This window comes from Streptomyces sp. NPDC048734 (genome assembly GCF_043198675.1).
Lineage (GTDB): Bacteria > Actinomycetota > Actinomycetes > Streptomycetales > Streptomycetaceae > Streptomyces.
The window spans coordinates 39,452-64,817 of record NZ_JBICUZ010000003.1; the positions used below are offsets into that span (position 1 = coordinate 39,452).

General features: G+C 73.0%; 24 protein-coding genes. 10 read left to right on the top strand and 14 right to left on the bottom strand.

Annotation, left to right across the window (positions count from 1 at the left end; all coding sequences use genetic code 11):
- Positions 1-15: 15 nt before the first annotated feature.
- The 5 genes from ACGFQC_RS09195 to ACGFQC_RS09215 are packed head-to-tail and all read right to left on the bottom strand — an operon-like array spanning position 16 to position 5,448.
- The gene (locus ACGFQC_RS09195; protein ID WP_363092807.1) at positions 16-813 is read right to left on the bottom strand and encodes a type III pantothenate kinase; all 798 of its coding nucleotides are present in this window, start codon (positions 811-813) and stop codon (positions 16-18) included.
- A gap of 15 nt (positions 814-828) precedes the next feature.
- Complete coding sequence (nadC, locus tag ACGFQC_RS09200) at positions 829-1,818, bottom strand: carboxylating nicotinate-nucleotide diphosphorylase (protein WP_363092808.1); 990 nt, start codon at positions 1,816-1,818, stop codon at positions 829-831.
- Positions 1,819-1,823: 5 nt separating this feature from the next.
- The gene (locus ACGFQC_RS09205; protein WP_363092809.1) at positions 1,824-3,533 is read right to left on the bottom strand and encodes an L-aspartate oxidase; all 1,710 of its coding nucleotides are present in this window, start codon (positions 3,531-3,533) and stop codon (positions 1,824-1,826) included.
- Positions 3,530-4,522: a pantoate--beta-alanine ligase gene (gene panC, locus ACGFQC_RS09210; RefSeq protein ID WP_363092810.1), complete on the bottom strand. Its 993-nt coding sequence runs from the start codon at positions 4,520-4,522 to the stop codon at positions 3,530-3,532. The genes ACGFQC_RS09205 and panC overlap by 4 nt, the downstream gene beginning before the upstream one ends.
- Complete coding sequence (locus tag ACGFQC_RS09215) at positions 4,519-5,448, bottom strand: DUF2520 domain-containing protein (protein WP_363092811.1); 930 nt, start codon at positions 5,446-5,448, stop codon at positions 4,519-4,521. Before ACGFQC_RS09215 ends, panC begins: the two co-directional genes overlap by 4 nt.
- A gap of 230 nt (positions 5,449-5,678) precedes the next feature.
- On the opposite strand from ACGFQC_RS09215, the gene ACGFQC_RS09220 reads away from it, so the two are divergent.
- A complete protein-coding gene (locus tag ACGFQC_RS09220; protein WP_363092812.1) occupies positions 5,679-6,785 on the top strand; it encodes a DUF5937 family protein in 1,107 nt (368 codons plus the stop codon).
- A gap of 40 nt (positions 6,786-6,825) precedes the next feature.
- Here the strand turns inward: ACGFQC_RS09220 and ACGFQC_RS09225 are convergent, their stop codons facing one another.
- From ACGFQC_RS09225 to ACGFQC_RS09240, 4 genes are all read right to left on the bottom strand, one after another.
- Positions 6,826-7,005, bottom strand: a complete 180-nt coding sequence (locus ACGFQC_RS09225) for a hypothetical protein (protein ID WP_363092813.1) — start codon at positions 7,003-7,005, stop codon at positions 6,826-6,828.
- 133 nt (positions 7,006-7,138) lie between these two features.
- Complete coding sequence (locus tag ACGFQC_RS09230; RefSeq protein WP_363092814.1) at positions 7,139-7,771, bottom strand: AAA family ATPase; 633 nt, start codon at positions 7,769-7,771, stop codon at positions 7,139-7,141.
- Between the two features lie 90 nt (positions 7,772-7,861).
- Positions 7,862-8,533: a response regulator transcription factor gene (locus tag ACGFQC_RS09235; RefSeq protein ID WP_363092815.1), complete on the bottom strand. Its 672-nt coding sequence runs from the start codon at positions 8,531-8,533 to the stop codon at positions 7,862-7,864.
- A gap of 81 nt (positions 8,534-8,614) precedes the next feature.
- The gene (locus tag ACGFQC_RS09240; RefSeq protein ID WP_363092816.1) at positions 8,615-9,820 is read right to left on the bottom strand and encodes a sensor histidine kinase; all 1,206 of its coding nucleotides are present in this window, start codon (positions 9,818-9,820) and stop codon (positions 8,615-8,617) included.
- 147 nt (positions 9,821-9,967) lie between these two features.
- On the opposite strand from ACGFQC_RS09240, the gene ACGFQC_RS09245 reads away from it, so the two are divergent.
- The gene (locus tag ACGFQC_RS09245; RefSeq protein WP_363092817.1) at positions 9,968-10,996 is read left to right on the top strand and encodes an SAM-dependent methyltransferase; all 1,029 of its coding nucleotides are present in this window, start codon (positions 9,968-9,970) and stop codon (positions 10,994-10,996) included.
- A gap of 10 nt (positions 10,997-11,006) precedes the next feature.
- Here ACGFQC_RS09245 and ACGFQC_RS09250 read toward each other — a convergent pair whose 3' ends face one another.
- Positions 11,007-12,158 (bottom strand): NADH-quinone oxidoreductase subunit D, encoded by a 1,152-nt coding sequence (locus tag ACGFQC_RS09250; RefSeq protein WP_363092818.1) that lies wholly within the window; start codon positions 12,156-12,158, stop codon positions 11,007-11,009.
- 31 nt (positions 12,159-12,189) lie between these two features.
- On the opposite strand from ACGFQC_RS09250, the gene ACGFQC_RS09255 reads away from it, so the two are divergent.
- Both ACGFQC_RS09255 and ACGFQC_RS09260 read left to right on the top strand, forming a co-directional pair.
- The gene (locus tag ACGFQC_RS09255) at positions 12,190-12,714 is read left to right on the top strand and encodes a PH domain-containing protein (protein WP_363092819.1); all 525 of its coding nucleotides are present in this window, start codon (positions 12,190-12,192) and stop codon (positions 12,712-12,714) included.
- A complete protein-coding gene (locus tag ACGFQC_RS09260) occupies positions 12,711-14,045 on the top strand; it encodes a PH domain-containing protein (RefSeq protein ID WP_363092820.1) in 1,335 nt (444 codons plus the stop codon). Before ACGFQC_RS09255 ends, ACGFQC_RS09260 begins: the two co-directional genes overlap by 4 nt.
- 126 nt (positions 14,046-14,171) lie before the next feature.
- Here ACGFQC_RS09260 and ACGFQC_RS09265 read toward each other — a convergent pair whose 3' ends face one another.
- Both ACGFQC_RS09265 and ACGFQC_RS09270 read right to left on the bottom strand, forming a co-directional pair.
- Entirely contained in the window at positions 14,172-15,596 is a 1,425-nt protein-coding gene (locus ACGFQC_RS09265; protein ID WP_363092821.1) for a hypothetical protein, read from the bottom strand.
- 154 nt (positions 15,597-15,750) lie between these two features.
- On the bottom strand, positions 15,751-16,875 hold the full coding sequence (locus ACGFQC_RS09270) for an alpha/beta hydrolase-fold protein (protein ID WP_363092822.1): 1,125 nt from the start codon (positions 16,873-16,875) through the stop codon (positions 15,751-15,753).
- A gap of 230 nt (positions 16,876-17,105) precedes the next feature.
- Between ACGFQC_RS09270 and ACGFQC_RS09275 the strand changes: the two genes are divergently transcribed.
- From ACGFQC_RS09275 to ACGFQC_RS09300, 6 genes are all read left to right on the top strand, one after another.
- On the top strand, positions 17,106-18,932 hold the full coding sequence (locus ACGFQC_RS09275; RefSeq protein ID WP_363092823.1) for a phosphatidylglycerol lysyltransferase domain-containing protein: 1,827 nt from the start codon (positions 17,106-17,108) through the stop codon (positions 18,930-18,932).
- Between the two features lie 135 nt (positions 18,933-19,067).
- Positions 19,068-20,129 carry a dihydropteroate synthase gene (gene folP, locus ACGFQC_RS09280; RefSeq protein WP_363092824.1) on the top strand — a complete coding sequence of 354 codons (1,062 nt, stop codon included), beginning with the start codon at positions 19,068-19,070 and terminating at the stop codon, positions 20,127-20,129.
- Positions 20,126-20,656 carry a nuclear transport factor 2 family protein gene (locus ACGFQC_RS09285; RefSeq protein WP_363092825.1) on the top strand — a complete coding sequence of 177 codons (531 nt, stop codon included), beginning with the start codon at positions 20,126-20,128 and terminating at the stop codon, positions 20,654-20,656. Before folP ends, ACGFQC_RS09285 begins: the two co-directional genes overlap by 4 nt.
- A gap of 261 nt (positions 20,657-20,917) precedes the next feature.
- Positions 20,918-21,277, top strand: coding sequence for a dihydroneopterin aldolase (folB, locus tag ACGFQC_RS09290; protein ID WP_363092826.1), 360 nt, complete (start codon positions 20,918-20,920; stop codon positions 21,275-21,277).
- Positions 21,274-21,885, top strand: a complete 612-nt coding sequence (gene folK / locus ACGFQC_RS09295) for a 2-amino-4-hydroxy-6-hydroxymethyldihydropteridine diphosphokinase (protein ID WP_363092827.1) — start codon at positions 21,274-21,276, stop codon at positions 21,883-21,885. Before folB ends, folK begins: the two co-directional genes overlap by 4 nt.
- A 92-nt stretch (positions 21,886-21,977) precedes the next feature.
- Entirely contained in the window at positions 21,978-22,463 is a 486-nt protein-coding gene (locus tag ACGFQC_RS09300) for a DUF3180 domain-containing protein (protein ID WP_363092828.1), read from the top strand.
- Positions 22,464-22,543: 80 nt separating this feature from the next.
- Here the strand turns inward: ACGFQC_RS09300 and folE are convergent, their stop codons facing one another.
- The gene (gene folE / locus ACGFQC_RS09305) at positions 22,544-23,149 is read right to left on the bottom strand and encodes a GTP cyclohydrolase I FolE (protein WP_363092829.1); all 606 of its coding nucleotides are present in this window, start codon (positions 23,147-23,149) and stop codon (positions 22,544-22,546) included.
- A gap of 142 nt (positions 23,150-23,291) precedes the next feature.
- Positions 23,292-25,331: an ATP-dependent zinc metalloprotease FtsH gene (gene ftsH, locus ACGFQC_RS09310; protein WP_363092830.1), complete on the bottom strand. Its 2,040-nt coding sequence runs from the start codon at positions 25,329-25,331 to the stop codon at positions 23,292-23,294.
- Between the last annotated feature and the right edge of the window lie 35 nt (positions 25,332-25,366).

Here is a 25,366-nt window from a genome sequence, read left to right on the forward strand (position 1 = left end):
TGCCCGCCCACCCGCTCACATCCGCGAGACGTTCCGTTCGTACACCAGGCGCAGCCCGATCAGCGTCAGCCACGGCTCGTGCTCGTCGATCACCGAGGACTCGCCCAGCACCATCGGCGCCAGCCCGCCCGTGGCGATCACCGTCACGTCGTCGGGGTCCTCCGACAGTTCCCTCGCCATCCGGCCCACGACGCCGTCGACCTGGCCGGCGAAGCCGTAGACGATGCCGGACTGCATCGCCTCGACCGTGTTCTTGCCGATCACGCTGCGGGGCCGGGCGACCTCGATCTTGCGCAGCTGCGCGGCCTTGACGCCCAGGGCCTCGACGGAGATCTCGATGCCGGGCGCGATGACGCCGCCGACGTACTCCCCGCGCGCGCTGACCGCGTCGAACGTGGTCGCCGTGCCGAAGTCCACGACGATCGCCGGGCCGCCGAACAGCTCGTTGGCGGCGACCGCGTTGATGATGCGGTCGGCGCCGACCTCCTTGGGGTTGTCGAAGAGGATCGGTACGCCCGTCTTCACACCGGGCTCGACGAGCACCGCGGGGACGTCGCCGTAGTAGCGGCGGGTCACCTCGCGCAGCTCGTGCAGGACGGACGGGACCGTCGCGCAGATGGCGATGCCGTCGATGCCGTCGCCCAGCTCCACCCCGAGGAGGGGGTGCATGCCCATCAGGCCCTGGAGGAGGACCGCCAGCTCGTCGGCCGTGCGGCGGGCGTCCGTCGAGATCCGCCAGTGCTCGACGATGTCCTCCCCGTCGAACAGGCCGAGCACGGTGTGCGTGTTGCCTACGTCGATCGTCAGCAGCATGGCCGGATCCCGCTCCTACTCCGCCGCTCGCAGGTCCAGGCCGATGTCCAGGATCGGCGAGGAATGGGTCAGGGCGCCCACGGCAAGGAAGTCGACACCGGTGTCGGCGTACACCTTGGCGTTGTCCAGGGTGAGCCGGCCGGACGCCTCCAGCAGCGCGCGCCCGCCGACGACAGCGACGGCCTCCACGCACTCCCCGGGCGTGAAGTTGTCCAGCAGGATCAGGTCGGCGCCGGCCTCCACGACCTCGCGCAACTGGTGCAGGGTGTCGACCTCGACCTCGATCGGCACGTCCGGGAAGGCCTCCCGCACGGCCTGGAAGGCCTGGGCGACACCGCCCGCGGCGACCACGTGGTTGTCCTTGACCAGTGCCGCGTCGGACAGCGACATGCGGTGGTTGACGCCGCCGCCGCAGCGCACGGCGAACTTCTCCAGCGACCGCAGGCCCGGCGTGGTCTTCCGGGTGTCGCGCACGCGTGCCCCGGTGCCCTCCAGGGCGTCCGCCCACGCGCGCGTGGCGGTCGCGATGCCGGAGAGGCGGCACATCAGGTTCAGCGCGCTGCGCTCGGCGGTGAGGAGGTCACGCGTGCGCGTGGTGACCGACAGCAGCTTCTGTCCGGCCTCCACGCGGTCGCCGTCCTCGACGTGCCGCTCGACCTCGAACTCGTCCGTGCAGACGACCGAGAGGACGGCCTCGGCGACCCTGAGGCCCGCCACCACGCCCGCCTCGCGCGCGCTGAAGTCGGCGGTGGCCACCGCGTCCTCGGGGATGGTCGCGACCGTCGTCACGTCCACGCCGTGGGCCAGGTCCTCCTGGATGGCGACGTTGGCGATGTCCTCGACCTCGACCGGGTCGAGCCCGGCGTCGGCCAGGAGCTGGGCGAGTGCGGGATCCAGCCCGCACTCCAGGTACTCCTCGTCGGTGAGGCCGGCGTCCGTGCCACAGGCACAGCCGTCGCCGCAGCCGCCGCTCTGGACGAGGGGAAGGTCCTCGGGGGTGCTCACTTCTGTCACTGCTCCTGCTGCCGGGTCGGGGGGAAGTCTGCGGTATCGGTGGTGTGTACGGCGAGCGTCCGGTCCGGATTCAGCCGTACGACGATGTGGCGGCGCCAGTCGGTGTCGTCGCGCTCGGCGCGGTCCTCGCGCCAGTGGCAGCCGCGGGTCTCCTCGCGCAGCCGGGCGGCGGTGACCAGGACACGCGCCACGCACAGGAGGTTGGTGGCCTCCCAGGTGTCGACGCCGGGCTCGGCGGTCTTGCCGTTCTCGTCGAGGGCGTCGCGGGCTTCCGTGTGCAGCCGCTGGAGCTGCTCGGCGGCTCTCCCCAGGGAGTCGGCGGAGCGCAGGACGCCCGCGCCCCCGGTCATGATCCGCTGGATCGCGAACCGGGCCTCGGGGGCGAGGAGGGGGTGCGCGGGCCTGTCGGGGTGCTCGACGGGTGCGGGCACGCGCGCGGGGAGGCCGTCCGCCGACCGGCTCGCCGCGATGTCGGCGGAGATGCGCTCGGCGTAGACGAGGCCCTCCAGGAGGGAGTTGGAGGCGAGCCGGTTCGCGCCGTGCACGCCGGTGCAGGCGACCTCACCGCAGGCGTAGAGGCCCGGCACGGTGGTCCGGCCCTGCGAGTCGGTGCGCACGCCGCCGGAGGCGTAGTGGGCGGCCGGGGCGACCGGGACGGGCTCGGTGACAGGGTCGATGCCGTGCGCCCGGCAGGCGGCGAGGATGGTCGGGAAGCGGTGCTCCCACATCTGGGCGCCGAAGTGGCGGGCGTCGAGGTACATGTGCTCGGCGTCCTGCTCCTGCATGCGGCGCATGATGCCCTTGGCGACGATGTCCCGGGGCGCCAGCTCGGCCAGCTCGTGCTGACCCAGCATGAAGCGCGCGCCGTCGCCGTCGACCAGGTGGGCGCCCTCGCCGCGCACCGCCTCGGAGACGAGCGGTTGCTGGCCCTCCGCGTCCGGGCCGAGGAACAGCACGGTCGGGTGGAACTGCACGAACTCCAGGTCGGAGACCTCCGCACCCGCGCGCAGCGCGAGCGCGACGCCGTCGCCCGTCGACACGGACGGGTTGGTGGTCGCGGAGAAGACCTGTCCCATACCGCCGGTGGCGAGGACCACCGCGGGCGCGTGCACGGCGCCCACGCCGTCGTGCTGGCCCTCTCCCATGACGTGCAGGGAGACGCCGGCGGTGCGGCCGTCGGCGTCCGTGAGGAGGTCCAGGACGAGCGCGTTCTCGATCGTGCGCAGTCCGCGCGCGCGGACCGCCTCGACGAGCGCGCGGGAGATCTCCGCGCCGGTCGCGTCACCGCCCGCGTGCGCGATGCGGCGGCGGTGGTGGCCTCCCTCGCGGGTCAGCTCCAGGCCGCCCCCCTCGGACTCGTCGAAGTGGGCGCCGGTCTCGATGAGCCGCCGTACGGCGTCGGGGCCCTCGGTGACGAGGAGGCGTACCGCGTCCTCGTCGCACAGGCCCGCGCCCGCCACCAGCGTGTCCTCGAGGTGCTGTTCGGGCGTGTCGCCCTCGCCGAGCGCGGCGGCTATGCCGCCCTGCGCCCAGCGGGTGGAACCGTCGTCCAGGCGGGCCTTGGTGACGACGACCGTCGTCAGTCCCGCGGCCTCGCAGCGCAGGGCTGCGGTGAGGCCGGCCACCCCGGACCCGACGACCACGACGTCCGCGGAGATGGACCACCCGGGCGCGGGCGCGTGCAGTCGTATGCCTGTGCTGGTCACGAGGCGGCTCCGAAGGTGAGGGGGAGGTTGTCGATCAGCCGGGTCGTGCCGACCCTGGCGGCGACCGCGAGGACCGCCTCGCCGGTGAAGTCGTCCTCGATGTCGCCGAAGTCGGACGGGTCGACGAGGGCGAGGTAGTCCAGTCGCAGCGGCGGGACCATGCGCGCGGCCTCGTCCAGGACCGTGCGGGCGGCGGCCCGGACGGCGGCCACGGAGCCGGGGGCGGCCTTGGCCACGGCGTGCGCGTCGGCGGCGGCACGGGACTCGCCCAGGGCGCTGAGCGCCTCCGCACGGGCGCGGGTGGCGGGCACCTCACGCGCGCGTGCCCGCAGCGCCTCCTGCGCGGCGTGCCGGTCGCGGCCCGCGAACAGGGCCCGGGACAGGGCGAGCGCGGTGCGCCGCTCGGCCGGTGACAGGTAGCGGTTGCGGCTGGACAGGGCCAGGCCGTCGTCCTCGCGAACGGTCGGCACGGCGACGATGTCGACGCCGAAGTTCAGGTCGCGCACCATGCGCCGGATCAGGGCGAGCTGCTGGGCGTCCTTCTGCCCGTACAGGGCCACGTCGGGACGCGTCAGGTGCAGCAGCTTGGCGACGACGGTGAGCATGCCGTCGAAGTGCCCGGGGCGTGCGGCGCCTTCCAGGCGCTCCCCCATCGGGCCGGCGCTGACGCGGACCTGGGGCTCGCCGCCGGGATAGACCTCGTCGACGGACGGGGCGAACACGACGTCGGCACCGGCCTCCTCGGCGATCTTGAGGTCGGCGTCGAGGGTGCGCGGGTAGCGGTCCAGGTCCTCGCCGGCGCCGAACTGGAGCGGGTTGACGAAGACCGTGACGACGACCTCGCCCCGCGGTCCGGCGATCTCGCGCGCGGTGCGCACGAGGGTGGCGTGGCCCTCGTGCAGGGCACCCATCGTCATCACCACGGCGCGACGGCCCGCACGCGTGCGTGCGTGCAGTTCACCCGCGGTGCGCAGCAGGGTCGTGGTCATCGGGCATCTCCCTCGGCACCGTCGGTCCCCTTGGCGAGCACACCGAGGAGGTCCTCGGCGAGTTCCGGCTTGAGCAGGCCGCTGGCGAGGGCCCGGTCGGCCGTCGCGCGGGCCATCGCCAGATAGCCGTCGACGCTCTGCGGGGCGTGCCTGCGCAGCTCCGAGACGTGAGCGGCGACCGTGCCCGCGTCGCCGCGCGCGACGGGGCCGGTGAGCGCCGCGTCGCCGGAGCGCAGCGCGTTGTCCAGGGCGGCGCCCAGCAGCGGGCCGAGCATCCGGTCGGGGGCCTCGACGCCGGCCGCGCGCAGCAGCTCCAGCGACTGGGCGACCAGGGTGACGAGGTGGTTGGCGCCGAGGGCGAGGGCCGCGTGGTAGAGCGGCCGCCTCTCCTCGGCGATCCACTCCGGCTCGCCGCCCATCTCGATGACGAGGGCCTCGGCGGCCAGCCGCAGTTCGTCGGGCGCGGTGACGCCGAAGGAGCAGCCGGCCAGGCGCTGGACGTCCACCGCGGTACCCGTGAAGGTCATCGCCGGGTGCAGGGCCAGCGGCAGCGCGCCCGCGCGCAGGGCGGGGTCCAGCACGTGCGCGCCGTACCGGCCGGAGGTGTGCACGAGCAGTTGCCCCGGGCGGACGGCGCCGGTCTCGGCGAGGCCCTCGACGAGGCCTGGGAGGGCGTCGTCGGGGACGGTCAGCAGCACGAGGTCGGCGCGCCGCAGGACCTCGGCGGGGGTCACGAGGGGGACGTCCGGCAGCATCGTCGCGGCGCGCCGCCGGGAGGCGTCGGAGACGCCGGAGACGGCGACCGGCCGGTGCCCGGCGAGCTGGAGGGACGCGGCGAGGGCGGGGCCCACCCGACCGGCGCCGACGACACCGACGGTGAGCCGCGCGGGGCGGTCCCTGGGGTCTGGCTGTTGGACTGTACTCACGCGACGGCGGCCTTCCCGTTCCAGTCCGCTCTGGGTACCGGACGATTTCTCGTCATGTTAACGCGATCGGTTGCCGGGGGTCCCGGTCGTCCACAGGCTGTGGGTAACCGCACTTCCTCTCCGGTGCGGAAATCCGGTGCCCGTGCGGCGGGCGAGCCGCGCGTCGCGCCGGTCGGCGCCGTCCGCCGACCAGCGACGGCGTTGTCGGTGGCGGGGTGCACCATGAGGGCATGAGCGTGAGCATCGACATCGCGGGGCTGCGGCCGGAGAGGGTCGCGATCGTGCCGTCCCCCCTCGCCGAGCTCGGCATGGCGCTGCACGCGCTGTCCGAGCCGGGGCACCATCCGGGCCTCCAGGGCTGGGTCACGAGTGTCACCGCGCGCCTGGACCCGCATCTCGCCGACCGGATGTGCGAGGCCGACTTCCTGTGGCGGTCGACGTTCTCGGACCTCTTCCTGCCGTACGCCGGCATCCCGGGTCGCAGCACGCTGCCGCGCGGGACGCTCGCCGAGGAGCTGGACCTCCTCGACAAACTGACGGACGAGCAGTTCGTGGATGCCGCACTGGAGTTCACCTGCGCGATCACCTACGACTCCTACGAACCACTGGCGCTCACGGACGAGCGCGTGCGGCGGCGGGCCCTGGAGGTGGCCGCCTCGCGCGGTCCCCGGCAGGTGCGGTTCACCCAGCGGCTGCTGGACGATCCGCCCAGCGTGCGCGCGTGGCTGCGGCGCTTCCTGGAGGACTGCGACGAGGCGTTCTTCGCGGAGGTCTGGTCACGGTTGGGCCACCAGCTGACGGCGGACGCCCGACACAAGACGGAACTGCTGCGGCACCGCGGACTGGCGGAGGCCCTGGCGGCGGTGTCCCCCGTCCTGAGCCTGGACGAGGCGGCCGGCCGGATCGAGGTCGACAAACTCGTCGAGGGCCGTACGGTCACCGCGGGCGGCGGGCTGCTCCTGGTGCCGACCAGCCTCGGCTGGCCCCACCTCAGCGTGCTGCACCGCAGCGGCTGGCAGCCCGTGCTGCACTACCCCGTCGGCTCCCCCGAGCCGGCCTCGCCGCCGTCGGTCGAGCAGCTCACCCTGCGGATGACGGCCCTGTCCCACCCCGTCCGGATGCGGATCTGCCGCCATCTGGCCCGCAGCGCGTACACCACGAGCGAGCTGGCTCAGGTGCACGGCATGACGGCGCCCGAGATATCGCGGCACCTGGCCGTCCTGAAGAAGGCGGGCCTGATCACCACCCGTCGGCGCGGCCGCTACGTGCTGCACCAGCTCGACGTGACGAGGGTGGCCCGGCTGGGCAGCGACTTCCTGGAGGGACTCCTCAGGTAGGACGGGGGCTTCGCCGTTCCCGGACGGCCGGGCGTCGGCGTCAGCCCGCGGAGCCGCCGGTGCCCGCCGGTGCCCTCGCCGCGCGGTTCCTCGCCCGCCGGCGTCGCAGGCCGTCGCCGAGTTCTCCCGCGAGGATCGCGAGGACGGCGGTCGCGGCACACCCCAGGAGGTCCGGCCGTTGGCCCCCGATGCGGCCCAGGAGCCAGAGGGCCGGCGTCATGGCGGCTCATCACGCGGTCCAGCGGGCGGGCGTGCTCCGGCTCCGTCCCGGAAGCAGTTTCACGCCGTCACCGCAGCCCGCCGGGCCCCGTTCCCGGACGGGGCGGCCGGGCGGCCTCCACCGGAGCCGGTCCTCAGTCGAACCGGACGTGCTTCAGGCCCACCCGCGCCTGGCGCAGTCGGGTGCGCAGCGCCCCGTCCGTGTTCGGCCGCAGGGTCAGCCCGGCCAGGACCGCGATGCGGTCGGCCGTCTTCGGCACGCTCGTGTGGTCCGTCCACAGGTGTTCGGCGAACTCCGGCTCGCACAGCCGCTCCAGGCAGTGATCGAGTCGGCGAACGGCCCAGCTCTCCCCGTCCGCAGCCGGTTTCCTCCCGGTGAGGAACCGCAGGAGGTGCATCAGCCCGCGCTCACGCAGCCGCTTCAACACGGTCTCCCGCTCGGCGAGGAGCGTGAAGTGGTGTACGTCGTGTCCCAGTTCACGCAGTCGGCCGACGGTCTCGGCGAAGTGGCGCGGGTCGGTGACCGTCATGGGGGCGATCACCACGCCGTCGTGCTCGCGGAGCGCCAGGTCGAGGACCTCGACGACGCCCTGCCGCCAGGACGTCAGGTCCTGGAAGTCGCCCCGCAGGTCCGGCGGCAGCATGCGGTGCAGCCCGAAGCCGACGTGTTCGGGGTCGCAGACGACGCTGCCCGGCAACCGGCGCCGGATCTCGTGTGCGGTCTGTGTCTTGCCGCCCCCGAAGGGACCGTTGATCCACAGGAGCATGCGCCGACCCTAGAGCCTGTCGGGCGCGCGCGGGGCGCGTTCGGCGGTGATCCGTGCGCTGCCGGGGAGGCGCCGGCGGACATGTCCCGCTCAGCCGTGGCCCCCCGCCCGCACCAGCCCCGTCTCGTACGCCAGGACCACCACCTGCACCCGGTCCCGCAGCCCGAGCTTCGTCAGGATGCGCCCCACGTGGGTCTTGACGGTCGCCTCGGACAGCACCAGGTGTGCCGCGATCTCCCCGTTGGACAGCCCCTGTGCGACGAGGATCATGACCTCCCGCTCCCGCTCGGTGAGCCGCTCCAGCTCCTTGTGCTGAGGCTCCTTGCCCGCGCTGGGCAGCATCGGCGCGAACCGGTCGAGGAGACGGCGGGTGGTGGAGGGCGCGACCACCGCGTCGCCGCTGTGCACGGAACGGATCGCGGCGAGCAGCTCGCCCGGCGGCACGTCCTTCAGCATGAAACCGGAGGCGCCCGCCTTCAGTCCGGAGAAGGCGTACTCGTCGAGATCGAAGGTGGTCAGGATCAGCACCTTCGGCGGGTCCGGCTCCGCGCAGATGCGCCGGGTGGCCTCGACGCCGTCCAGCTTGGGCATGCGCACGTCCATCAGCACCACGTCGACGGGGGTGGAGCGCACCACCTGGAGGGCCTCGACGCCGTCGCCCGCCTCCGCCACGACGTCCATGTCCGGCTGGGCGGCGAGCACCATCCGGAACCCGGTGCGCAGCAGCATCTGGTCGTCGACGAGCATCACGCGGATCGTCATCGGGTCCTCTTCCGTGGGTGGTGACAGGTGTCGGCACCGGGCGTGCGCCGATGTCGGTGTGCCGGCGTCGGTCCGTCGGCGTCAGTGCGCCGGTTTGAGCGGGAGCAGCGCGCTGATGCGGAATCCTCCGCCGGGGCGCGGACCGGCGTCCAGCGTGCCGCCGACCATGCCGACCCGCTCCCGCATCCCGATCAGGCCGTGGCCCCGGCCGTCGGCGCCGCCCTCCTCGTACAGCTCGTGCGGGGCGCCCTTGCCGTCGTCCTCGACCAGCAGGCCGAGACCGTCGTCGAAGTAGACCAGGCGCACGCTGGCGCCCGCGTCCGGCCCCCCGTGCTTGCGCGTGTTGGTGAGCGCCTCCTGCACGATCCGGTACGCCGTCAGCTCGACGCCGCTGGGCAGGGGCCGCGGGGTGCCCTCGACCTTGAAGTCCACGGGCAGGCCGGAACCGCGGCACTGCTGGACGAGGTCCTCGATCTGCTCGACGTCCGGCTGCGGGACGTACTCCCCGCCCTCCTGGTGCTCGCCGGTGCGCAGGACGCCCAGCAGGCGACGCATCTCGGCGAGGGCCTGCCGGCCGGTGGACGAGATCGTCTCCAGGGCCTTCTTGGCCTGGTCGGGCGCCGCGTCGAGGACGTAGGCGGCGCCGTCGGCCTGCACGACCATCACCGACACGTTGTGCGCGACGACGTCGTGCAGCTCGCGCGCTATCCGGGCGCGCTCGGCGGCGACCGCGACCTTCGCCTGCGCCTCGCGCTCCTTCTCCAGGCGCGCCGCGCGCTCCTCGAGCTGGGCGAAGTACGCGCGGCGGGTGCGCACGGAGTCACCGAGCACCCAGGCCAGCGCGAACGGAACCGTCTGGAAGACGACTATGGCGACGTTGCCCGCCATGGTCGTCTGCTCGTTCGGCCAGCGCAGCTGTGCCAGGGTCGCGGCGATCAGGCCCATGCCCAGCGCGAGCCGCGACGCCCAGCGGGCACCCGTCGCGGCGACCGTGTAGACGATCATCAGCAGGGCGAAGTCGGCGGCCGTCGTGGCGACGTCCAGCACGAGCTGGGCGAGGCCGAGCGCGCCGGCGAGCAGCAGCATCCGCTCCGGCATGCGCCGCCGGAGCGCCATCACCAGGCCCAGCAGGAGCGCGATCGGCACGAGCAGCGCCAGGGAGTCCGTCCCCTGGTGGTTCTGGCCGGAGGTGGTTCCGGCCACCACAGAGATCCCGAACAGGACGAGGGCCCAGAAGCCGTCGACCAGGGTCGGGTGTCTGCGGAGAAAATCGTAGAGGCGCTGCACGTAACCCAGAGTAGGGAAGCCGGATGCGTGCAGGGGTCAACCGGAGGGCCGATCCGGGCCCGGCGCGCGTACTCCGCAAGGTGGAGACCGTGATCACCTGTGCGCCTAGTCTGATCCGGTGGTGGAAACGATCCGGGGGTCGCAACGGTGACGGGCGACGGCGGCTGGCGCGGCTGGCGGGCGGCGGCCGAGGACGCCCTGTACGGGCCGCACGGCTTCTACCTGCGTCCCGAGGGCCCGGCCGGGCACTTCCGCACGTCCGTGCACGCCTCCCCGCTCTTCGCCCTGGCCGTGGCCCGGCTGCTGTGCCGGGTCGACGAGGCCCTGGGCCGGCCCGCGTCGCTCGACTTCGTCGACATGGCAGCCGGCCGCGGCGAACTGGTCACGGGCGTGCTCGACGCCCTGCCGGCCGACGTGGCCGCCCGCACGCGCGCGTACGGCGTCGAGGTCGCCGCCCGTCCGGTGGGCCTGGCCCCCCGGATCACCTGGCTGCCCGAGCCCCCGCCGCAGGTCACCGGCCTGCTGTTCGCCAACGAGTGGCTGGACAACGTGCCGGTGGACGTCGCCGAGGTCGACTCCGCGGGCGTGCCCCGGCTGGTCCTGGTCCGCGACGACGGAACCGAGCGGCTCGGCGAGCCGGTGTCCGGGGCTGACGCGGAGTGGCTCGCGCGGTGGTGGCCGCTGCCGGGCGAGGAGGGGCTGCGGGCGGAGATCGGGCTGCCCCGGGACCGCGCCTGGGCCGCCGCCGTCTCCCGTGTCGCACGGGGGCTCGCGGTGGCCGTGGACTACGCGCACACGGCGCGGGCGCGCCCTCCGTTCGGCACCCTCACCGGCTTCCGGGAGGGCCGCGAGACGGCTCCTGTCCCGGACGGCACGTGCGACATCACGGCGCATGTGGCCCTGGACGCCTGTGCGCAGGCGTCCACCCCGGCGCACGCGCCCGAGCACCCGCTCGTCCTGCGCCAACGCGCCGCCCTGCGCGCCCTCGGGGTGGCGGGCGACCGTCCGGCGCTCGCGCTCGCCTCCACGGACCCCGCCGCGTACGTGCGGGCCCTCGCCGGCGCCGGGGAGGCGGCCGAACTGACCGCGCGGGGCGGACTCGGGGACTTCGGGTGGCTTCTGCGGCCGGTGGGTGTCCCCCACCCGCTCGGTCCGCGCCTCCCGGCCTCCGGGTGAGCCGCGCGGCCTACTTGTCGATGTCCCCGACGACGAAGAACAGCGACCCCAGGATCGCCACCATGTCCGCGACCAGCGTGCCCGGCAGCAGCTCGGTGAGCGCCTGGATGTTGTTGTAGGAGGCCGACCGCAGCTTCAGCCGGTACGGCGTCTTCTCGCCCTTGCTGACGAGGTAGTAGCCGTTGATGCCGAGGGGGTTCTCGGTCCACGCGTACGTGTGCCCCTCGGGCGCCTTGAGGACCTTCGGGAGCCGCTGGTTGATCGGGCCGGGCGGCAGGTCCCCGAGGCGGTCCAGGCAGGCGTCCGCGAGGTCGAGCGCGTTGTGCGTCTGCTCCAGGAGGCACTCGAAGCGGGCGAGGCAGTCGCCCTCGGTCCGGCCCACCACCTCCAGGGTGTCCTGGAGGTCGCCGTACGCGAGGTAGGGCTCGTCGCGGCGCAGGTCGAAGTCGACGCCGGACGCCCGCGCGATCGGCCCGCTCACGCCGTACGCGTGCACGGCCGCCGGGGTCAGGACGCCCACCCCGCGCGTGCGGCCCCGGAAGATCTCGTTGCCGAGCACGAGGTCGTCGTAGACGTCCATGCGCGAGCGCACGGCGGCGACGGCACCGCGCGCGCGGGACGCCCAGCCGGCCGGAAGGTCCTCCTTGAGGCCGCCGACGCGGTTGAACATGTAGTGCATGCGCCCGCCGGACACCTCCTCCATGACGTTCTGGAGCACCTCGCGCTCGCGGAAGGCGTGGAAGACCGGCGTGATCCCGCCCAGCTCCAGCGGATACGACCCCAGGAACATCAGGTGGTTGAGCACCCGGTTCAGCTCCGCGAGCAGGGTCCGCGTCCACACCGCGCGCGGGGGCACCTCCATGCCGAGCATCCGCTCCACGGCGAGGACCACGCCCAGCTCGTTCGAGAACGCCGACAGCCAGTCGTGGCGGTTGGCCAGCATGATGATCTGGCGGTAGTCGCGGGCCTCGAACAGTTTCTCCGCGCCGCGGTGCATATAGCCGATCACCGGCTCGGCCTGCTGGATGCGCTCGCCGTCCAGCACCAGCCTGAGCCGCAGCACGCCGTGCGTGGAGGGGTGCTGGGGGCCGATGTTGAGCACCATGTCGGTGCTCTCCGCGGCACCGCCGATCCCGACCGTGGTCTCCGTCGTAGGAGTCATGGACCCAGTCTCCCCTACGTACGCTGGCCGCATGGAGACGGGGAGCACGGCGGACACCGGCACGACGGCGGACGCCGGGACGACGACGGGGGCCGGGACGCGGTGGACCGGGCTGCCGCCGGGCCTGCTGCGCATGCGGAGGCTGTTGCTGGTGGTGTGGCTGGGGTCGGCCACCGTGGCCGTCGGAGTGCTGCTCGGCCTGTTCGCCGGCCCGGCGTGGGCCGCGTTCGCGCTGCTGCCCCTGGCGGGGACCGTCTGGGGCTGGGCCGGACTCGGCCGCAACTGGCGCTCCTGGCGGTACGCCGAGCGGGCGGACGACCTGCTGATCAGCCGGGGCGTGCTCTGGCGCGAGGAGACGGTCGTGCCGTACGGGCGGATGCAGCTCGTGGAGGTGACCTCCGGTCCCGTCGAGCGGCACTTCGGGCTGGCCAGCGTGCAGTTGCACACGGCGGCCGCGGCGACCGACGCGACGATCCCGGGGCTGGACCCGGCGGAGGCCGAACGGCTGCGGGACCGGCTGACCGCGCTGGGCGAGGCCCGATCGGCGGGACTGTGACGGCGCCGGGCGTCGCGGGGGGCGTACGGCCGGAGCGGGTCGTCGTCGAGCGGCGGCTGCATCCCGTGACGCCGTTCCGGCGGGCGTGGGCGCCCGTCGCCGTGGTCGTCGGGTGGGCGGCGCACGATCCGAACCAGGCGCAGGAGCAGCTGACCCGGCTGACCACGACGACCCTGGTCATCGCGCTCGCGTTGGTCGTACCGGCGGCCTCGCTCTACGGCTTCCTGTCCTGGTGGTTCACGCGCTTCTCGGTGACGGACAGCGAACTGCGCATCCGCACGGGCCTGTTGTTCCGGCGCACCGCGCACATCCGGCTCGAGCGCCTCCAGGCGGTCGACGTCACCCAGCCGCTGCTCGCGCGGATCGCGGGCGTCGCGAAGCTCCGGCTCGACGTCGTCGGCGCCGACAAGAAGGACGAACTGGCCTTCCTCGGCGAGTCGGAGGCGCGTGCCCTGCGCGCGGAGCTGCTCGCGCGCGCGGCGGGTTTCGCGCCCGAGACGGCGCACGAGGTGGGCGAGGCACCCGCGCGCGAGCTGCTGCGGGTGCCGCCGCGCGAACTGGCGGTCGCGCTGATGCTGACCGGCGCCACCTGGGGCGCGCTCGCCGCCGCGCTCGTCGTGCCCCCGGTCCTGTGGCTGGTCACCCACAGCGTGTGGACGGTCCTCGCCACCGGTGTGCCGCTGCTGGGCGCGGCGGGCGCGCGCAGCGCCGGGCGGTTCGTCGGCGAGTACGACTGGACGGTCGGTGAGTCGCCGGACGGGCTGCGGATCGACCACGGCCTCCTCGACCGCGCGCACGAGACGGTGCCGCCCGGCCGCGTGCAGACGGTACGCGTCGTCGAACCGCTGCTGTGGCGGCGGCGCGACTGGGTGCGGGTGGAGCTGGACGTGGCCGGTTCGGCCAACTCCGTGCTGGTGCCCGTCGCCCCGCGCGCGACGGCCGAGGCCGTCATCGCGCGCGTGCTGCCCGGCGCGCGGGTGCCCGCGGCGGCCGCCCTGTCCCGGCCGCCGCGCCGGGCCGGCCGGTGTGTCCCGCTGTGGTGGCGGGGCTACGGCATCACGGTCGCGGACACGGTGTTCGTCGCCCGGCACGGGCTGCTGCGCCGCAGTGTGGCGCTCGTGCCGCACGCCAAGGTGCAGAGCGTGCGCCTGTCCCAGGGGCCCTGGAAGCGGCTGTGGCGGCTCGCCGACGTCCATGTGGACACGGGAGCGAACAAGACGGTGACGGCGCGGCTGCGGGACGCGCGGGAGGCGGCCGAGCTGCTGCGCGGCCAGGCGGACCGGTCCCGGACCGGTCGCCGCGACGCGCGGTCCGACCGGTGGATGGCGTGACCGCCGCACATGCCGCGGCCCGCCGCGCCCGAGTGGGCGTGACGGACCGGAGGGCGTGACGGACCGGGCGGAACCGGGCCTTCGGATCGTCAGCCGTCGGGCTGCGCCCTGAGGATCGCCGGGCGTTCAGGAGGCGGCGCTGCGCAGTCCCTGGACGTCGATCTGCTCGGTCTCGTCGTGCTCGGTGAGGTCGATGACCTGGCCGACGGCGCGTGCGTGCTCGTCGGCCGGCTTGAACTCCGCCTCCGCCTCGGCCTTGTGCAGCGCGAGCGCCTCCTGGCCGACGACGTCGGCGAGGTCCTCGGTCTGCACGGCCTCCAGCGCGGCGGACGTCGGCTCCTTCTGCGTACCGAAGAAGTCGAAACCGCCCTCGGCCGTGGAACTCCGTACCGGCTGCGTGGCCGGTACGACGGCGACGGCGGTCGGGACCGTGAAGTGGCCGGAGGGGCGCTGCGCGGGGGCGGCGGGGTGCGGGACGAGCGCGCCGATGTCGGCGGAGGAGGCCTCGACGAGGGCTTCCGGGGCCTCGGTCGCCCCGGTCGGCTCAGGGGACGAGGCGTCCTCGGTCCTCGTCCGCGCGGCGGGCTCCTGCGCGGCGGGCTCCTGCGGGACGGTCTCCCGCGGGGCGGCCTCCGTCCCCTCCGGAGTGCCGTTCGCCTCGGCGGTCGGGTGGGCGGCGGTCGCGCGCGCGTGCTCGTCGACCGCCTCGGACTTCCCCTTGACCTCGTCCTCCCGCGCGGCCTCCGCGTCGCCGCCGGACTCGGCGGGGGCGGCGGCCCGGACGGGTTCGGCCCCGGCGGGCTCGTCGCCGGCCGCCGCGCTCCTCACCGGCTCCGGTCCGTCGGCGCCGAAGCGGTCCAACGCCGCCTGTGCCCGCAGGAACAGCTGGGACCCGGACGGGGAGAAGACCGCGGGGGTCCGCGGCTCGTCCTCACCGGAGCCGGCGTCCGTGCCCGCGGTCCCGGACGCCTCGGCCGCCTCGGACTCCGTGACGTCGTCGCCCTCGGCCGCCTCGCGCGTCTCGACGGCGTCCTCGCGCGTCTCCGCCGTGTCGTCCTGCGCGGCCCGCGCGGGCGGCAGCGCCAGCGACGGGACGGAGCCCTCTATCTCGAGCAGGCGGCGGCCCTCCAGGGCGCTCGCCCGCTCGGTCTCCGCGGTGGCGTATCGGCGCAGCAGGGACGCGTGTTCGTTGCGCAGGCCGGCCAGTTCGGCGCGCTTGGCCCGCAGCCGCTGCTCCAGCTTGACGCGCAGCTCGCGCGACTCCTCGAGGTCACTCTCCAGTTCGGCGACCCGCTCCTCGTAGCGCCACTCGTCGCCGGCACGCGCGCGCGTGAGGTCGGCCACCTGCTTGCCGGCCTGGATGTCCCAGCGGCGCATGACGAACGCGCTCGCGACCGCCGTCGCCGCCGCGGCGGCGGCCAGACCTCGGAGCGCCAGTGGCTCCGTGAACACCCAGGGGCCCAGGGCGCAGACGAGGGAAACTCCTGCGATCGCCGAAGGAGGCAGCAGCCGGTGCAAAGGTGGGGAATGGCGGTGACGTCCACGTGGCATGGCCAGAAACTTACCGCGCGTAGGCGATTGTTGGCGCCCCGCCCCGTAAAAACACAGCCATGGCGAAGCCTTCACGGGACATCAGGAAACCGACCGGCTGTCGAATTCCCCGGGAATCAAGATCATTTCTGGTCGAACGGGCGGTCCGCCGACGTCACCGGCCGCCCGGCTCCCCGCCCAGCCGCCCGCTGATCCATTCCAGGGTCGGCGGGATCTCGCGCCGCCAGGTGTTGAAGTTGTGCCCACCGCTTTCGAGGATGATCGACGAGATCCTCGTCCGGTGCGTGGCCTTCACCAGTTCGATGAACTTCAGCGTGGCCTTGTAGTTGGATTCCCCCAGCTTGCTGCTGGTGACGAGCAGCGAGGTGTCGGGCGCGGGCCGGTGTTTCAGGAACCACCGCAGATCGGCCTCGTCGCGCCGGGTCGCGTCGCCCTGGAAGAGGTCACCGGTCGTCGGGTCGATCGGCGCCTTGTAGTACGCCGACAGGCCCGCGCCCGCCCCGTAGACCTCGGGGTGGTGCATCGCCAGCTTCAGCGCGCAGTAGCCGCCCGTGGAATTGCCTATGACGCCCCAGCTCCCGGGCCCCGTGTTCACCCTGTAGCGGGCCGCCACGGCCGCGGGCAGGTCCTCGGCGAAGAAGGACTCGGTCTGCGGCCCCCCGGGGACGTCCACGCACTCCGTGTCCCGCGGCGGGGCCACCGTCGGCCGCATCATCACCAGGATCATCGGCTGCGTGCGGCCGTCCTCGGCGAGCTCGCGCGCGGTGCGCGGGTAGTCCAGCTTGCCCAGGAGGGCCTCCGCCGTGCCCGGGTAGCCCGTGAGGACGACGACCGCCGGGAACGTGCGCGTGCTGTGCCGCGGGTCGAAGTACTCCGGCGGCAGGTACACGAAGGCGGACGAGGCGATGCGCGTGGTACGGCCGTCAACAGCGACCTCCTGGATCTGGCCGCCGAACTCCGGCCGCCCGCCGCCGCCCTCCACGCGCCGGGTGTCGACCACCCGCAGCGGCCCACCGCCCGCGTGGTCGACGACGACGCCCTGCTCGGTCTCCTGGCCGAACAGGTCCGCCCAACTGGCGTAGAACCCGAAGGCCTGGTTCGCGGCGAGCCCCACGGAGGCGAAGAGGGCCAGCTGGGTGGCCAGCAGCAGGGCGACGCGCGCGCCGACGGCCCGCCAGCCCCGCCCGGCCAACCGCGGCCACTGCCACACGGTGCCGGCGAACAGCAGTACGGCGGAGAGAACCGCCAGCGACAGCACGGTCGTGCTCGTGAGACCCATCGGTGTTCCTGCCTGCGCTCTCCGTCCGGGTTCCCGTGGCCCCCGCTCCCCGCGAGGGCTCGTCCCGGACTTTCCCTGGCCTTTCCGGCGGCTTTGAGGAGAGTGAGTGAACCTCTCCCCCCGAGACACCGTCCTAGAGGGCGCAATGTCGCCGGATGCCCGATCGGCACCGGATTTCAAGGTCTCTCGCGGAACTACGGGATGCGATGTCTGTCAGGGAAGATGAGGAAATGTCGGTCGGGGTTCCGAAACGGGCGGGCCGGGTCCGGCGGTTGGTCAAGGGGCCGCGCCCCGAGGCCGTGCCCCTCCTCGTCGGCCGGGCCTGCGCCCTGGTGGGTCTGCTGGACGTCGCCGCCGGAGTCTTCCCGCGGTTCCGCCACAGCCGTATGCACACCATGGCCGAGGTGCTCCCCGGTGCGCTCGGCCCGTTCGCCGCGGCGCTGTCGCTGAGCGCCGGCGTCCTGCTGCTGCTCCTCGCACACGGCCTCAGGCGCGGCAAGCGGCGGGCGTGGCGCGCGGCGGTCGCCCTCCTCCCGGCGGGCGCCGTCGCCCAGTTCACCTACCGGCACTCGCTCGTCGGCGCGCTGATCTCCGTCGCCCTCCTGGTACCGCTCCTGCGCCACCGCGACCAGTTCGCGGCCCTGCCCGACCCGCGCAGCCGCTGGCGGGCGCTGGCCAACTTCGTCCTCATGGGCGCCGGTTCCCTCGGTCTGGGCCTCGTCATCGTCAGCGCCCATCCGCGGCGCATGGTCGGCGACCCGAGCCTCGCCGACCGCATCACCCACGTCCTGTACGGCCTCTTCGGCTTCGAGGGCCCGGTCGACTACCAGGGCAACACCTCCTGGACGGTCGCCTTCTCCCTCGGTGCCCTCGGTCTGCTCACCGCCATCACCACCGTCTACCTCGCGTTCCGCCCGGAACACCCGGCCGCGCGCCTCACCGAGGAGGACGAGGTCCGGCTGCGCGCCCTGCTGGCCAAGCACGGCCGCCGGGACTCGCTCGGTCACTTCGCGCTGCGCCGCGACAAGGCCGTCGTCTTCTCCCCCAGCGGCAAGGCGGCCGTGACCTACCGTGTCGTCTCCGGCGTGATGCTCGCCAGCGGCGACCCCATCGGCGACGTCGAGGCCTGGCCCGGTGCCATCGAGCGCTTCATGGACGAGGCCAGGGCCCACTCCTGGACGCCCGCCGTCATGGGCTGCTCGGAGACCGGCGGCGAGGTGTGGACCCGCGAGACCGGACTGGACGCCCTGGAACTGGGTGACGAGGCGGTGGTGGACGTCGCGGATTTCTCGCTGGCCGGCCGCGCGATGCGCAACGTGCGCCAGATGGTCAAGCGCATCGAACGCGCCGGTTACGAGACCCGGGTCCGACGTGTCCGTGACCTCGGCGAAGGCGAACTGGAGCGGATCCGGCGCGCCGCCGAGGACTGGCGCGGCACCGACACCGAGCGCGGCTTCTCCATGGCACTCGGCCGCATCGGCGATCCCACCGACGGGGACTGCCTGATCGCCACCGCCCACAAGGCCGACGTCGAGCCGGGTCCCTACGGCGACCTCAAGGCGATCCTGCACTTCGTGCCCTGGGGACCGGACGGCGCCTCGCTGGACCTGATGCGACGCGACCGCTCGGCCGACCCGGGCATGAACGAACTCCTGATCGTCGCCGCCCTCCAGGCCGCCCCCAAGTTCGGCATCGCGCGCGTGTCGCTGAATTTCGCGATGTTCCGCTCGGCGCTGGCCCGCGGCGAGAAGATCGGCGCCGGCCCGGTACTGCGCGCCTGGCGCGGACTGCTGGTCTTCCTCTCCCGCTGGTTCCAGATCGAGTCGCTGTACAAGTTCAACGCCAAGTTCCAGCCCCGCTGGGAACCCCGGTTCGTCGTCTACCGCGCCTCCGCCGACCTGCCCCGCATCGGCTTCGCCGCCATGCAGGCGGAGGGCTTCGTCGACCTCGCCCTGCCCCTGCCGCGCTTCCTGCGCGGCCGTACGTCCGCGGCACGCGCGTGTGCCCACATGGTGGCCGAGCGCACGGTGGCCGAACGGGACGTACGGGCGGCGTAGGCGGACCTCCCGCGGGAGGACGCGAACCGGAAGACCCGTCGAGACCGGCCCGGGCGGCAGCCCCGCCCCCTCAGCCCTGGGGCTGCCGCCGGGCCACCCGGCATGGCGGTCCCCCGCTGGGCCTACGCTGAACGTATGAGCAAGCAGAGCGGACGAGGGCGCGTCGTCGGCCTTCCGGACTGGGACCGCTGCGCGGTCATGGGGGTCGTCAACGTGACCCCCGACTCCTTCTCCGACGGCGGCCGCTGGTTCGACACGACGGCCGCCGTCAAACACGGCCTCGCACTGGTCGCCGAGGGGGCCGACCTGGTCGACGTGGGCGGCGAGTCCACTCGTCCGGGCGCCACCCGCGTCGACGAGGCCGAGGAACTCCGGCGTGTCGTCCCCGTCGTCCGCGGCCTCGCCTCCGAGGGCGCCGTCGTCTCCGTCGACACCATGCGCGCCTCCGTCGCCGCCCAGGCCCTCGCCGCGGGCGCCGCCCTCGTCAACGACGTCAGCGGCGGCCTCGCCGACCCCGAGATGATCCCGGTCGTCGCCGACGCCGGAGCCCCCTTCGTCGTCATGCACTGGCGCGGCTTCCTGGAGGGCGGCAACGTCAAGGGCGTCTACGACGACGTCGTGCGCGAAGTCGTCGAGGAACTGCGCGAGCGCGTGGACGCCGTCCTGGCGGGCGGCATCGCCCCCGACCGGGTGGTCGTCGACCCGGGACTCGGCTTCTCCAAGGAGGCCGGCCACGACCTGTCCCTGCTCGCCCGCCTCGACCGGCTGCGCGGTCTGGGCCACCCCCTGCTCGTCGCCGCGTCCCGCAAGCGGTTCCTCGGCCGGGTGCTGGCGGGGCCGGAAGGCGCGCCCCCGCCCGCACGCGAGCGGGACGCCGCCACGGCCGCCGTCTCCGCGCTCGCGGCACAGGCCGGGGCGTGGGCGGTGCGCGTGCACGAGGTACGCGCGACGGCGGACGCGGTGCGCGTCGCGCGCGCCGTGGAAGGGGCCCGCGCGGACAGCGACGCGCCGGACGCGGTCGCGGTCGCTTCGGACCGGACGTCTCCCGCCACGTACGCACCCGCGACGCAGACGCCCGGCGCGGGCAGGGCAGAAGGGGCGCACGGGACGCCCGACGCGCCTGCCCCTCAGGACACGCGCCCCCCGCACACCTCCCACACCCCACATCCCCCGCACGGCGCAGAAGGAGCCCGGTGAACGCCCCCCACACGGACGTCGAGCAGGTCGAGGCCGCCAACACCTCCTTCTACGAGGCGCTCGAACGGGGCGACTTCGACACGGTGTCCTCGCTCTGGCTCACCCCCGCCGACCTGGGCGTCGACGAGGAGTTCCACGACCCGGCGGACGTGGGCGTGATCTCCTGCGTTCATCCGGGATGGCCGGTGCTCACCGGGCGCGGCGAGGTGCTGCGGTCGTACGCGCTGATCATGGCGAACACCGACTACATCCAGTTCTTCCTCACCGACGTGCACGTGTCCGTCACCGGCGACACGGCCCTGGTGACCTGCACCGAGAACATCCTCAGCGGTGGTCCCGCCCCGGAGGCCGGCGAGGAGCTGGGGCCTCTCGTGGGCCAGCTGGTGGTCGCCACGAACGTGTTCCGCCGCACCCCCGACGGCTGGAAGCTCTGGTCGCACCACGCGTCCCCGGTGCTGGCCGAGAACACCGAGGACGGCGAGGACACCGAGGACGGCGAGGACCCGGACGAGGAGAACCCCTCCTGAGCGGGTAGACGACAAGGGCGCCGGTGGACCACCGGGGCCGGGACGTGGTGGGGATCACGACGCCGGGGCGAGGCCGGCCACCAGCCCGTGAGCCACCGGGTTCCCCGGGGGAAACACCCGGTGAATCCTCCCGGCCCCGACCCGGCCGACGCCCCCGCGGCCCGGCCGTGTCGGTGCTCGCAGGTAGATTCGTCCGAGGCCGGTGTGCCGTCCGCACACGGTAGGGACCGGCCGTTCCCGACGATTGCAGGAGTGATTCGCGTGGATCGTGTCGCGCTGCGCGGCCTCAAGGCCCGCGGGTACCACGGTGTGTTCCCCCGGGAGCGCGAAGAGGGCCAGACCTTCATCGTGGACCTCGTCCTGGGCCTGGACACCCGACCGGCCGCGGCCGACGACGACCTGACGAAGACCGTGCACTACGGCATCGTGGCGGAGGAGGTCGTGGCCGTCGTCCAGGGCGAGCCGGTCGACCTCATCGAGACGCTCGCCGAGCGCATCGCCCAGGCCTGCCTGAAGCACGAAGAGGTCCAGGAGGTCGAGGTCTGCGTCCACAAGCCGGACGCACCGATCACGGTCCCCTTCGACGACGTGACCGTCACCATCACCCGGAGCCGAGTATGACCGCGTTCTTCACCGAGGGTCAGAGCGACCCGACCGTACAGCCGGTGCCCGCCTCCGTCGTCGAGCAGGTCGACGCCGCCGACACCACGCTCCACAACCCCAAGCGGGCCGTGATCTCCATCGGCTCCAACCTCGGCAACCGTCTGGAGACCCTCCAGGGCGCCATCGACGCCCTGGAGGACACCCCCGGCGTGCGCGTCAAGGCGGTCTCCCCTGTGTACGAGACGGAGCCGTGGGGCGTGGAGCCGGGCAGCCAGCCCTCGTACTTCAACGCGATCGTCGTCCTGAAGACCACGCTGCCCCCGTCGTCTCTCCTGGAGCGGGCGCACGCGGTCGAGGAGGCCTTCCACCGCGTCCGGGACGAGCGCTGGGGCGCGCGCACCCTGGACGTCGACATCGTCGCGTACGCCGACGTCGTCTCCGACGATCCGTCACTGACCCTGCCCCACCCGCGCGCCCACGAACGCGCCTTCGTGCTCGCCCCGTGGCACGACGTGGAGCCGGGCGCCCAGGTGCCCGGGCGCGGCGCGGTCGCCGAGCTGCTCGGCACCGTCACCCGCGAGGGAGTGGCCGCCCGCAAGGACCTGGAACTCCGGCTGCCCGAGTAGTCGTTAAGGTCGAGACGACGTAGTCGTTAAGGTCGAGACGACGACCGTCCACGGCCACGGGCCGTGGAACCCGGGGGAATCGAAGGGACACCGTGAGAGAGCTGCGCATCAGGATGCTGGCGGGCGTCTTCGTCGTCGCGGGCGTTCTGTCGTGGGCCGGCGCCCGCCTCTGGAACTCGATCGGGACCCTGCCGAGCGTTCCGCTGGCCGCCCCCGTCGTCCTCGCCGTGATCGCCGTGGTGCTGCTGGCCACAGCGCTCTCGATCCGCGCCCGTCTCAAGGCACAGCGCGAGCGCCGTCCCGAGGCGAAGGGCGTCGATCCGCTGATGGCGGCCCGCGCGGTCGTCTTCGGCCAGGCCAGCGCGCTGGTCGCCGCCCTCGTCGCCGGGATGTACGGCGGTGTCGGCATCTTCCTGCTGGAGTCCCTCGACATCCCCGCCCGCCGCGACCAGGCGATCTACGCCGGGTTCTCGGTCCTGGCGGGTATCGGTGTCATAGCGGCGGCCATCTTCCTGGAGCGCGTCTGCAAGCTCCCCGAGGACGACGACGACAACTCGGGAGCGGCCTCGGCGGCGTGAAGCCGGGCGTGGAGGCGCCGCCGATCGCCTCACCCGCCTCACCGCGTCCCAGCCCGCCTCGGCGGCCGTCGTGAACGGTCTCAGCGCGCCATGATCAGGCTCATCGCCTCGTTGCGCGTCGCCGCGTCCCGCAGCTGTCCGCGGACCGCCGACGTGAGGGTCTTGGCACCGGGCTTGCGGATCCCGCGCATGGACATGCACATGTGCTCGCACTCCACGACGACGATGACTCCGCGCGGCTCCAGGATGTCCATCAGGGAGTCCGCGATCTGCGTGGTGAGACGTTCCTGCACCTGGGGGCGCCGGGCGTAGACGTCCACCAGACGGGCCAGCTTCGACAGACCGGTGATCTTTCCACTGGTGGCCGGGATGTACCCGACGTGAGCGACACCGCGGAACGGCACCAGATGATGCTCACAGGTGCTGTAGACCTCGATGTCCTTCACGAGCACCATCTCGTCGTGCCCCAGGTCGAACGTCGTCGTCAGCACGTCCTCGGGCTGCTGCCACAGGCCCGCGAAGATCTCCCGGTAGGCGCGGGCCACCCGCCCGGGCGTCTCCCGCAGCCCTTCCCGGTCAGGGTTCTCGCCGACCGCGATCAGCAGTTCGCGTACGGCGTTCTCGGCCCGCTTCTCGTCGAACTCGCCGACGGGGCCCTCGCCGTCCAGCGTCACGGGGTCGGTCATCCTGGTGCCTCGTTCCTGTGCGGGTCGCGTGTGGTGGACGCGTGATGGTGCGGCCACAACCGAAATGCCGCGCCCCCCAGGCTAGAACCTGGGGGGCGCGGCATGCATTCCGGGCCTGGTGGGAGCACCGGGACCCGGAGCGTCAGCTCTCCGGACGCTCCTCGGGGGCCGGCTCGGCCACCGAGGCGGGGTCCACCACCGAGGACTTGGCGGTGCTGATCGCGGGCGTCGCGCCGTTGGCCCCGTTGGTCAGTGCCAGCTCCCGGGGGGAGAGCACCGGCGGACGGGTGGACGGCGTGCGCCGCGAGGAGCCGGTCCACGCGGGCCGTGCCGGGCGCTTGACGATGGCGGAGAAGATCTCGGCGATCTCCTCCTTGTTCAGCGTCTCCTTCTCCAGCAGCCGCAGCACCAGGTTGTCGAGGACGTCGCGGTTCTCGACCAGGATCTCCCAGGCCTCGTTGTGCGCGTTCTCGATGAGCTTCTTGACCTCTTCGTCGACCAGCGCGGCGACCTCTTCCGAGTAGTCGCGCTGGTGGGCCATCTCACGGCCGAGGAACGGCTCGGTGTTGTCGCCGCCGAACTTGATGGCGCCGAGACGCTCGGTCATGCCGTACTGGGTGACCATCGCGCGGGCCGTGGCAGTGGCCTTCTCGATGTCGTTCGCGGCACCGGTGGTCGGGTCGTGGAAGACCAGTTCCTCGGCAGCGCGACCGCCCAGCATGTAGGCGAGCTGGTCGAGCATCTCGTTACGGGTGGTCGAGTACTTGTCCTCGTCCGGGAGCACCATCGTGTAGCCGAGCGCGCGGCCGCGGGACAGGATGGTGATCTTGTGCACCGGGTCGGAGTTGGGGGAGGCCGCCGCGACCAGGGCGTGGCCGCCCTCGTGGTACGCGGTGATCTTCTTCTCCTTGTCCGACATGATCCGGGTCCGCTTCTGCGGGCCCGCGACCACACGGTCGATCGCCTCGTCCAGCATGTGGTTGTCGATCAGCTTCTTGTCCGAGCGGGCCGTGAGCAGCGCGGCCTCGTTCAGCACGTTGGAGAGATCGGCACCCGTGAAGCCGGGGGTGCGGCGGGCGACGGCGGCCAGGTCGACGTCGGGCGCGACCGGCTTGCCCTTCTGGTGGACCTTGAGGATCTCCAGACGGCCCTGCATGTCCGGGCGGTCGACCGCGATCTGACGGTCGAAGCGACCGGGGCGCAGCAGCGCCGGGTCGAGGATGTCGGGCCGGTTCGTGGCGGCGATGAGGATCACGCCACCCTTCACGTCGAAGCCGTCCATCTCGACGAGCAGCTGGTTCAGCGTCTGCTCACGCTCGTCGTGACCGCCGCCGAGGCCGGCGCCGCGATGGCGGCCGACCGCGTCGATCTCGTCGACGAAGACGATCGCAGGGGCGTTCGCCTTGGCCTGCTCGAAGAGGTCACGCACTCGGGAGGCACCGACACCGACGAACATCTCGACGAAGTCGGAACCGGAGATCGAGTAGAAGGGGACGCCCGCCTCGCCGGCGACGGCGCGCGCGAGCAGGGTCTTGCCGGTGCCGGGAGGCCCGTACAGGAGCACGCCCTTGGGAATCTTGGCGCCGACGGCCTGGAACTTCGCCGGTTCCTGGAGGAACTCCTTGATCTCGTGGAGCTCCTCGACGGCCTCGTCCGAGCCGGCGACGTCCGCGAACGTCGTCTTCGGCGTGTCCTTGGTGATGAGCTTCGCCTTGGACTTGCCGAAGTTCATGACCCGGGAGCCGCCGCCCTGCATCTGATTCATCAGGAACAGGAAGACGACGACGATGAGGACGAAGGGGAGCAGGGACAGCAGGATCCCGACGAAAGCGTTCTGCTTCGTCGGAGAGACCGTGTACCCGTCCGGAATCTGCTTGTCCTGGTACTTGGTCTGCAGCGTATTGGCGATGGTCACGCCCTGATCGCCGATGTAGCTCGCCTGGATCTTCGAGCTGCCCTCGACCTTTGTGCCGTCCTTGAGCGTGACCTTGATGGTCTGCTCGTCACCGGTGGTGAGCTTGGCCGACTCGACCTTGTTGTCGTTGATCGCTGCAACGACTTGGCCGGTGTCCACCGTCTTGTGGCCGCCGGACGAGCCGACGACCTGCATCAACACGACCACGGCAAGGACGGCCAGCACGATCCACATGACCGGCCCACGGAAGTATCGCTTCACGTCCATCCATACGGAGCGGTGCCGCCCCGTCCCTCCTGCCA

What these genes read in the sequence shown, in the direction of transcription:
- ACGFQC_RS09195 (WP_363092807.1), bottom strand. Translation starts at nt 813, where the DNA reads ATGCTGCTGACGATCGACGTAGGCAACACGCACACCGTGCTCGGCCTG.
- panC (WP_363092810.1), bottom strand. Translation starts at nt 4,522, where the DNA reads ATGACCACGACCCTGCTGCGCACCGCGGGTGAACTGCACGCACGCACG.
- ACGFQC_RS09220 (WP_363092812.1), top strand. Translation starts at nt 5,679, where the DNA reads ATGAGCGTGAGCATCGACATCGCGGGGCTGCGGCCGGAGAGGGTCGCG.
- ACGFQC_RS09225 (WP_363092813.1), bottom strand. Translation starts at nt 7,005, where the DNA reads ATGACGCCGGCCCTCTGGCTCCTGGGCCGCATCGGGGGCCAACGGCCG.
- ACGFQC_RS09230 (WP_363092814.1), bottom strand. Translation starts at nt 7,771, where the DNA reads ATGCTCCTGTGGATCAACGGTCCCTTCGGGGGCGGCAAGACACAGACC.
- ACGFQC_RS09235 (WP_363092815.1), bottom strand. Translation starts at nt 8,533, where the DNA reads ATGACGATCCGCGTGATGCTCGTCGACGACCAGATGCTGCTGCGCACC.
- ACGFQC_RS09250 (WP_363092818.1), bottom strand. Translation starts at nt 12,158, where the DNA reads ATGACTCCTACGACGGAGACCACGGTCGGGATCGGCGGTGCCGCGGAG.
- ACGFQC_RS09255 (WP_363092819.1), top strand. Translation starts at nt 12,190, where the DNA reads ATGGAGACGGGGAGCACGGCGGACACCGGCACGACGGCGGACGCCGGG.
- ACGFQC_RS09265 (WP_363092821.1), bottom strand. Translation starts at nt 15,596, where the DNA reads ATGCCACGTGGACGTCACCGCCATTCCCCACCTTTGCACCGGCTGCTG.
- ACGFQC_RS09270 (WP_363092822.1), bottom strand. Translation starts at nt 16,875, where the DNA reads ATGGGTCTCACGAGCACGACCGTGCTGTCGCTGGCGGTTCTCTCCGCC.
- ACGFQC_RS09275 (WP_363092823.1), top strand. Translation starts at nt 17,106, where the DNA reads ATGTCGGTCGGGGTTCCGAAACGGGCGGGCCGGGTCCGGCGGTTGGTC.
- folP (WP_363092824.1), top strand. Translation starts at nt 19,068, where the DNA reads ATGAGCAAGCAGAGCGGACGAGGGCGCGTCGTCGGCCTTCCGGACTGG.
- folK (WP_363092827.1), top strand. Translation starts at nt 21,274, where the DNA reads ATGACCGCGTTCTTCACCGAGGGTCAGAGCGACCCGACCGTACAGCCG.
- folE (WP_363092829.1), bottom strand. Translation starts at nt 23,149, where the DNA reads ATGACCGACCCCGTGACGCTGGACGGCGAGGGCCCCGTCGGCGAGTTC.
- ftsH (WP_363092830.1), bottom strand. Translation starts at nt 25,331, where the DNA reads ATGGACGTGAAGCGATACTTCCGTGGGCCGGTCATGTGGATCGTGCTG.